Source organism: Psychrobacter sp. 1U1 (assembly GCF_051847535.1).
In the GTDB taxonomy this organism is placed as follows: Bacteria; Pseudomonadota; Gammaproteobacteria; order Pseudomonadales; family Moraxellaceae; genus Psychrobacter; species Psychrobacter saeujeotis.
In genome coordinates, this window is sequence record NZ_JBPYDD010000003.1 from 505,177 (window position 1) to 512,255 (window position 7,079).

Below are 7,079 nucleotides of genomic sequence, written 5' to 3' on the forward strand. Positions count from 1 at the left end.
ATACTGCCAACGAAAGTTGATAAAATAAAGTAATTATTCATGAGCATTGAGAGTATGAGTATAACCTTAGTGCCTAGACACTGTGTAAGAGATTATGCCCAATGCTCATCCCATCATCTTCATATTCTGAATGGTATCCAAGTGCCTCGCCATCTACCAAGGTGTCATGAGTGACACTGTATAGACAAGGGAAGACAATAAGATGACACACTATATCGGCATAGACGTCAGTAAAAACAAGCTAGATATCGCCTGGCTCAAAGCCACTGATAATCTCAAATTTAAAACCAAAGTCTTTAAAAATGATTACAGTGACTACGCTGCTCTTATCAACTGGCTCATTGCTAACATCACTGACGACTTAAGTAATATTCACATCACGGTCGAGGCCACAGGAGTCTATCACGAGAACATCGCCTACTACCTATTTGATAAAGGTCTTAACGTCAGTATTATCAATCCTGCTTATATCAAAAGCTATGCTGCTAGTTTAGGAAGTCGCAACAAGACGGATAAAAAAGACAGTATGTTATTAGCCCGCTACACCTATAGTGCTAAGCCTAAATTATGGACACCGCCGCCAGCAGAGGCGCGTCACCTCAAGTCATTATTGTCGCGCTTAGACGCACTACAAGAAGACTTACAACGTGAGCTGAATCGATTGGAAAAAGCGCAGGCCACAGACACCGCTCCTATCGTTAAAGCTTCTATTGAGCATATGATAGCCTCTTTGCAAGCCGCTATTGTTAAGCTCAATGGTGATATTGATGACCATATCGATCATCATCACAATTTAAAGCAAGATCAGACTCTACTACAAACTATTAAAGGCGTCGGCCCTGTTGTCTCAAAGCAGATGGTGTCGCTGATGCATAATAAGCAGTTTAGTCAAGCGTCACAAATGGCCGCCTTTTTAGGCTTAGTTCCCAAACATAGTGAATCAGGGCTATTTAAAGGCAAGTCTCGCTTAGCAAAGAATGGCTCAAGTGATATCAGAGCCAAACTGTATATGCCAGCGCTAGTCGCCATTAAGCATAATCCTGATATTAAGGCGCAGTATGAGCGACTGCTTGCTAATGGTAAGTGCAAAATGCAGGCTGTCTGTGCAGCGATGCGCAAGCTTGTGCATATCTGTTTCGGTGTGATTAAACATCAGCAGTCTTACCAAGCAAAAGTTGAGCTAATTAGTGCTTGATTTGGCTTTTTTAAGATGGTATCTCTTATCTACTGTCCTATTTCATTATGCCACTACAGTTTGTAATCATCACGAAAAAAAGTATAGGCAATAATCAACGGCATGCCAAAATGCAGGAAGTAGTGGATAACGGTTTGGATCATCATCTTTCCAATTCAGCATGATGTTTTATTGATAAGTTGGTATGCAGAATAATTAAACTAGTAAACGTTACTTAAGAAGCCAAAGCTACATGTTCATGCTATGTTCAGACTTGAAAAACAGGCGCAAAGCCACCCCCTGGTGTGCGAAAGTTAGTCGCTTGGCCTTGATAGATACGCCCAGCAGTTAGTAGCAGCTGTCCTGCATAGGTATAAAGACGTATATCTACCTTTCTAGTCGTCACCACATCATCAATCTTTATTGATCGCTCTGTAGCAGGGATAAAGGTCTGCGCAATATAGCTTTCATCTAAAATAGTCTCGAATACGCGGCGGGTAATCTTGCTGCCACGGTAAACGCCCTTACTACCATAACCAGCTACTGGCTTAAAAAACAATTGTCTCCGAGTACGCCATAATTCTGCTGCATCCTCTTTTGTAACCATTCTGGTAGTTGGTACTGACTTTTTTAGATATTCTGCATCATCATCACCTAGTCCCCACGACTGCAAAGTTTGCGTATCGGATAGTAAAGTCAGGTTGCGCTTATTAGCGAATATAGCATGGGCATGCGGATTGGGGGTTACTACTACCGCACCCTCTAAATAGGCACTTTTAAGCACGGCGTGGTTGGGGTTTTCAAAGGCGAAATCGACTAACCGATTATAGATCATATCAATGGGCTTGCTATGAGCTGTCAGTACACCATCAGCATAGTTAAGCTCAGACGGATCGAGTATAACGGTATCAATGCCTTTAGCTTGAAGTAGTTGGCAGGCCAGCTGAAACTCCAAATACATGAACTGGCTTTTGGGCTCATTATCCACAATAGCAATGCGATTGGGCATGCTAGTTGCCGATTGTCGCTGCCATTCTTGTATGAACATATTAGCGACCGCTTCTTCAAACCCATCAAGCATTTTAGTAGTAGCAACACTTTGCTCTGAGGGGCGACAGCAGTGTTTTTGTGCGCGGGCAAGTGCTACGTTTAAAAATGCGCCTCCAGCATTGGTATTGATCTCAATAAGCTTGGGGTCATCGCTCCCTAAGTGAAAGTCATAACCCATAAAGGCCCCTATTGGCCCCGGATCGAAAGCCGCGATATTGGGTGCCCACGACAGTACTTGCTGTTGATATGACGGTAGTCTAGCAGTCGACTCAATAGCTGCGATGATTCGCACCATTGCTTCTATCTCTGTCTTAGGGACGAACACCGGTGTCGCTGAAAACAGCTTATTAAGCTCATTGGCTCCTAGTGGATTATCTCTTGTGTTTACTAATTGATCTTGCAGGCTGTTATTAAGCGCTTTACGATCTAAAGTACGGCAATAGCACTCTTGATTAAGCTGATTTGCCAGATTATCATTCGTTTTGTTTTTATTATTAATTAGGGATTCCATTTAAATCTCATTACTAAGTTGAATGTACTGATAGGGTTTAGGGGACAGCCAAAATAAAAAAAGTGTCTTAAATGTTTAAGATAAGGTTATTTTTATAGTTACTTTACGAAATAGTCATTTTGCAAGATACTTAATTTGCAATATATCTAGTTTATAAATTAGCTACTTTGCAAGGTTATACGGTTTTACGCTCTTCTTTAATGAGTACTTTCGCTAAAAACAAACCTAACTCGAACAGTAGCCACATTGGAATCGCGAGCAATAGCATTGACACCCCATCGGGCGGTGTGACTACCGCTGACACAGCAAAACAACCGACGATGATATATCGGCGCTTACTCTCTAGACTCTGAGTGGATATGATACCGACCATTATCAATAATAAAGTAACCACTGGAATCTCAAAAGTGAGTCCAAATACCATAAATAACTTTAGCGCAAAGCTCAGATAACTGTCGATATCGGTCATAGGTATAACGTTTTGCGGAGCGAATAAAATAAAGAACTTCAATACGCCTTTGAGTACCACAAAGTAGGCAAAAGCGACACCAGAATAAAATAGGAATATCGAAGATATCAGCACTGGAATAGTGATTTTTTTCTCTTTTTTATATAATCCAGGCGCTATAAATGACCAAATTTGATACAGAATATACGGCATCACTACAAAGGCAGCAACGAAAATCGTCAAGCGAATAGGTGCCATAAAGTTCGAGGTAATATCAGTAGCAATCATAGTCGAATTCGCAGGCAGCTGCGCAACCAGAGGGTCTGATAAAAGATTGTAGAGCTCACGCGAAAACCCTACCAATGCTAAGAAGACGATCAAAACGGCTACGCATATTTTGATGAGATGCTTGCGTAATTCAATCAAATGCTCAGTAATAGGCATGTCGCTAAGCACATTCAGCACATTATCAGTCTCAACATTATGGGTAGCATCTGACGCCTTAGCATCTGTATTTGCTAACTTTCTTTGGCGACTTTTTTGGCGCTTAAATAAGCTCATTTATCCCCCTTCTCTATAGCTGAAGAAGAGGTAGTATTCTGTTGATGGTCTTTATCATAAGGGGTGATTGACTGATGTGAAGCGTCTAGGCTTTGGTTCTGTGACTGCTCAAACTTTTGCATACTGCCACGCATTTCTGCTAATTCGCGCTTCATATCCGACTCGGTCTGACGAATCTTTGCCAGCTCATCTTGCATCTGTTTTCGTGTCTCAGCTAGATCAAGCTCAGCTTCTATTTCAGATTGTAGAGTGGATACTGTACGGCGCAGTTTGGCATACCATTGCCCAGCGGTACGTGCGGCTTGCGGCAGTTTTTCTGGGCCCAATACGATTAAAGCAATGACGCCAAACAAGAGTAATTCGGAAAACCCAATATCAAACATAACAGTCACATATATTAATAGACTACTTAGTGCCGCTATTTATAAGCGGCGCGCTTCATACTTTAGGCTGGTCATCAGTGGAAATAGGGCTGATTTCCATATCATCAGCCTGATTACCTACACGCGTATTTAAATCATTACTTGCAGCTGGCGTACTATTTTCATGGCTAAGCACATGATTTTTGCGAGCATTCTCAGGTTCTTCATCTTTGACCGCTTCTTTAAAACCCTTCACCGCACCGCCTAAATCTTTACCTGCATTTTTAAGCTTGGCAGTACCAAATACGACCACCACTACGACCAATAAAATCAGCCAATGTGTAATAGAAAAGCTGCCCATAACGGTATCCTTATATTTTGTGATCTTGTTTAGACCAGTATGTGTCAGTGTGCTTTAGAACACTTTTTACCGTACCAGAATTATAGTTTCAAACGGCGCAATCGCAGCGCGTTAGCAATCACCGAGAATGACGACAAGCTCATCGCTGCCGCTGCTATCATCGGACTGAGCAGAAGCCCAAATATGGGATAGAGCACACCTGCGGCAATAGGAACACCAAGTGCATTGTAGATAAAGGCAAAAAACAGATTCTGTCTGATATTGCGCATGGTGGCGTGGCTAAGCTTATAAGCTTTGGCAATGCCCATTAAATCACCTTTTAGCAGGGTAATGCCCGCACTCTCCATCGCCACATCGGTACCGGTTCCCATAGCGATACCAACATTAGCTTGCGCTAGCGCTGGTGCGTCGTTGATACCATCACCCGCCATAGCGACCAATTTACCGCTGTCTTGCATTTCTTTGACGATACGGTTTTTATCCTCTGGTGAGACATCCGCATGAACTTCATCAATACCTAGTTTATTGGCGACTGCCTGCGCGGTTTTTTCGTTGTCACCGGTTAGCATCACAACTTTTAAACCTGCGTCATGAAGCAGTGAAATAGCCTCTTTAGTGCTTGGTTTAATAGGGTCAGCAACTGAAATAATACCAGCAGCTTTACCGTCTATAGCCACAAACATTACCGTTTCACCGTCTTTTCTACGGACATCAGCTTTAGTGGACAGCTCATTATCAAAACTATTTAGGCTTTCCATAAGCTTAGAGTTACCAATAGCGACTTTCTTACCATCGACCACGGCTTGTACGCCTTCGCCAGTAGTCGAATTAAAGTCAGTAGCTTTAGGAATAATGAGTGATCTTTCTTGAGCTGCTCTAACGATAGCTTCTGCTAAAGGATGCTCGCTAGCGCTTTCTACTGAGGCTACCAATGCGAGGAACTCGTCTTCATCTTGACCTACCTGCGCATCAATTGCGGTAAGCTCGGGCTTACCAGCGGTCAGTGTTCCGGTCTTGTCGACGACAATGGTATCGACTTTTTCCATACTCTCTAACGCTTCAGCATTTTTGATGAGGACGCCGTTTTGCGCGCCTTTACCAGTACCGACCATAATAGACATCGGCGTCGCTAGACCAAGGGCACAAGGACAGGCAATAATCAGTACCGCGATAGCGTTAACCAAAGCATAGGCCATAGCCGGCTCAGGGCCAAAGATTGCCCAGACAATAAAGGTTATGATAGAGCTGACAATAACAATAGGTACGAACCAACCCGCCACTTGATCTACCAAGCGCTGGATAGGCGCGCGGCTACGCTGAGCTTCGGCAACCATTTGTACAATTTTGGATAATACCGAATCTGCTCCAACATTGACCGCTTCGACCAATAGCGTTCCGGTGCCATTTACCGTACCACCAGTCACTGTATCTCCTGCTACTTTTGATACAGGGATTGGCTCACCCGTCACCATTGATTCATCAACATTACTATTACCATCGATCACTGTACCATCTACGGGTAGTTTCTCACCTGGTTTAACCCGTAGCTTATCGCCAGTGACGACCTCATCAAGCGAGACTTCGACTTCTTCACCGTTTTCATCGACACGTCTTGCGGTTGGTGGTGCGAGCTCAAGCAAAGCTCTAATCGCACCTGAAGTTTGACTTCTAGCTTTGAGCTCTAATACTTGACCCAGTAGCACCAAGGTCACAATGACCGCTGCCGCTTCATAGTAGACTCCGACTTGACCAGAGGCATCTCTGAAACTGTCTGGGAAAATATCGGGAAAAAAGGTCGCGACAATACTAAAAATATAAGCAGCGCCTACGCCTATCGCAATCAAGGTAAACATATTTAGATTGCGGCTTTTTATAGACTGCCAGCCACGGACGAAAAACGGGGCGGCGCCCCAAAGCACTACAGGGGTCGCGAGCACTAACTCAGCCCATTGTAAGATCTTTGAGGAGATACCATACTGACTAAAATTAACTACGTTTAAGTCAAACATACCGCTCATCACATATATTAATAGCGGTACAGTCAACACGGTACATATCCAAAAACGACGAGTCATGTCGTCAAGCTCTGAGGTGTCCTCTTCACCGATAGTAAGCGTTTCGGGCTCAAGCGCCATACCACATATCGGACAACCGCTATTTCTAACGTCTCTCACTTCAGGATGCATAGGACAGGTATATACCGTGCCATCGTAATCAGCAGGTACTTTATCGTATTTACCGCCTTTAACAGATTTTACTCCGCTACTATCAGTATCCTTTCCATGACAACTGGCGTGACTATCATCTTTAGCAACTTCGTCTTCAGGTTTAAGAAACATGCCACATATTGGGCAGTCACTTTTTTCAACATCTCTTACTTCTGGATGCATAGGACAAATATAAATCGTGCCGTTATAATTTTCCGGTATCTTGTCGTACTTATTGCCTTCGACAGACTTTAACTCAGTACTATTATTAGCATCCGCTCCATGACAATGCGCATGACTATCTTCATGGTTGTTGGATTCAGCAACCTCGTCTTCAGGTTTAAGAAACATGCCACATATTGGGCAGTCACTTTTTTCAACATCTCTTACTTCTGGATGCATAGG

Annotated in this window: 7 protein-coding genes; 1 reads left to right on the forward strand and 6 read right to left on the reverse strand. The window is 43.3% G+C overall.

Going from position 1 to position 7,079, the window contains the following annotated elements; all coding sequences use genetic code 11:
• Positions 1-202 precede the first annotated feature (202 nt).
• Complete coding sequence (locus ACS8FB_RS06640) at positions 203-1,195, forward strand: IS110 family RNA-guided transposase (protein ID WP_105244335.1); 993 nt, start codon at positions 203-205, stop codon at positions 1,193-1,195.
• A 53-nt stretch (positions 1,196-1,248) separates the two neighbouring features.
• Here the strand turns inward: ACS8FB_RS06640 and ACS8FB_RS06645 are convergent, their stop codons facing one another.
• The 6 genes from ACS8FB_RS06645 to ACS8FB_RS06670 form a co-directional block, all read right to left on the reverse strand.
• Positions 1,249-1,341 (reverse strand): DUF6122 family protein, encoded by a 93-nt coding sequence (locus ACS8FB_RS06645; protein ID WP_439261621.1) that lies wholly within the window; start codon positions 1,339-1,341, stop codon positions 1,249-1,251.
• Between the two features lie 101 nt (positions 1,342-1,442).
• The gene (locus tag ACS8FB_RS06650) at positions 1,443-2,735 is read right to left on the reverse strand and encodes an ATP-grasp domain-containing protein (RefSeq protein WP_071001775.1); all 1,293 of its coding nucleotides are present in this window, start codon (positions 2,733-2,735) and stop codon (positions 1,443-1,445) included.
• A gap of 175 nt (positions 2,736-2,910) precedes the next feature.
• On the reverse strand, positions 2,911-3,744 hold the full coding sequence (gene tatC, locus ACS8FB_RS06655; RefSeq protein ID WP_025645697.1) for a twin-arginine translocase subunit TatC: 834 nt from the start codon (positions 3,742-3,744) through the stop codon (positions 2,911-2,913).
• Positions 3,741-4,127, reverse strand: coding sequence for a Sec-independent protein translocase protein TatB (tatB, locus tag ACS8FB_RS06660; RefSeq protein ID WP_439261622.1), 387 nt, complete (start codon positions 4,125-4,127; stop codon positions 3,741-3,743). The genes tatC and tatB overlap by 4 nt, the downstream gene beginning before the upstream one ends.
• Before the next feature lie 55 nt (positions 4,128-4,182).
• Positions 4,183-4,467 carry a Sec-independent protein translocase subunit TatA gene (gene tatA / locus ACS8FB_RS06665; protein WP_011959992.1) on the reverse strand — a complete coding sequence of 95 codons (285 nt, stop codon included), beginning with the start codon at positions 4,465-4,467 and terminating at the stop codon, positions 4,183-4,185.
• An 80-nt stretch (positions 4,468-4,547) separates the two neighbouring features.
• Positions 4,548-7,079: copper-transporting P-type ATPase (locus tag ACS8FB_RS06670; RefSeq protein ID WP_439261623.1), on the reverse strand; the 2,532-nt coding region annotated here is incomplete at its 5' end.